Here is a 1,249-nt window from a genome sequence, read left to right on the forward strand (position 1 = left end):
TGATAGTCGGTAATAATCATCAAAGGATAGAATTGTATCAACCACCATCCCCTTTTCGTTTGTTAAAGTTTTATGCGTATCAGCACCACAAGGAAATAAGTAATTACTTATTTTTAGTTCCGACTCATTCATGCCACTAACAGCTATAGCCAGAACAGTAAAATTTTTGGATAAAAATTTAGCGTAATGCAAGACACCATCTACCGCATAGTCTTTGGGCTTATTAAGGCTAGCACTAGCATGGTATTTTACTTCTGCCTTACACTCTACGACAATTAGAAAGTTAGTATCGACATCCCAGTTAATGATAAATTCAGGATAACCAGCTTTTCCTGTACAAGCTTTGCTAGCAGTCTTTAGTAGGGTTTGCACCTTTTTAATTTGAGATTTTTGTTCTTCAATAAAAATATTATTATCTTCATCGTAATACTTATTATCTCTAAGAAGGTCTCTAACAAGACCCTCAGTAATACGTTCGTTTTTCATTTGATCTCTTTTATCAAGTTAGACGGAGGTGCGTCACTCTACCAAAATCTAAGAGCGACCTACAATACTAATGTTCATAGTCTCTATGTGCTGTGTAGGATGGGGTTAATAGAGCTAGCTCTAGTATTCTAAATAACTTCTAATTGGACGTTTACTAAACTGTGATGCATCTTTTTTAAGACGATTAACCATTTCAAACTCCCATCCTTGCTGCGACTGTCCAGCTGGGCTAGTAGGGGTTACTAAATGATTGTATTCCGCCATAAAAGCAGGATTGCGAGCAATACGCCCTAACTGCTTATCGTTTAGTCCATCAACCGTAAACATATCTGCTGTATTAGCGTCACGTTCTGTTTTACCCTCAGCCTTGCTCTTGATGGCCTTCGCCTTTGGCTTGAATTTTATTTTTAAATGCGTGAGCTTAAAGCCTCTACCCGATTTACCATTTTTATCTGTCAAACTATAACTAGCCATATAAAGTGATTTTTCGTTAATTTCATCAATCGCAACGTCTAGGACGCGCTTTCTAAGGTCTTTTACTGCCTCATACTTATCTGTTAAATCAAGCATTTCTCTAAAAGCAGCAAGGGTAGATACAACAAACCCTGTATCACGCCATTGCATCATCATAATGTAAATTCTAAAGCTATAAAAACTGCTAAAACCTGCCATTTCATCAAGTTTTAATTGAGTGAAATGCTGTCGTAACTCGCTAATATACGGAATAATATCAGCATGAAAAATTATTCTAGCCATGATGTTG

At 36.7% G+C, this 1,249-nt stretch carries 1 protein-coding gene and 1 pseudogene; both read right to left on the reverse strand.

Annotated features, from left to right (window positions below; genetic code table 11):
• Positions 1-486 (reverse strand): annotated as a pseudogene (locus AAEY88_RS12525) (N-6 DNA methylase); the annotation flags it as partial.
• Positions 487-606: 120 nt separating this feature from the next.
• On the reverse strand, positions 607-1,249 hold a 643-nt coding region (locus AAEY88_RS12530; protein WP_350562904.1), incomplete at its 5' end, for a RepB family plasmid replication initiator protein.

This window comes from Psychrobacter sp. CAL346-MNA-CIBAN-0220 (genome assembly GCF_040309805.1).
GTDB lineage: Bacteria > Pseudomonadota > Gammaproteobacteria > Pseudomonadales > Moraxellaceae > Psychrobacter.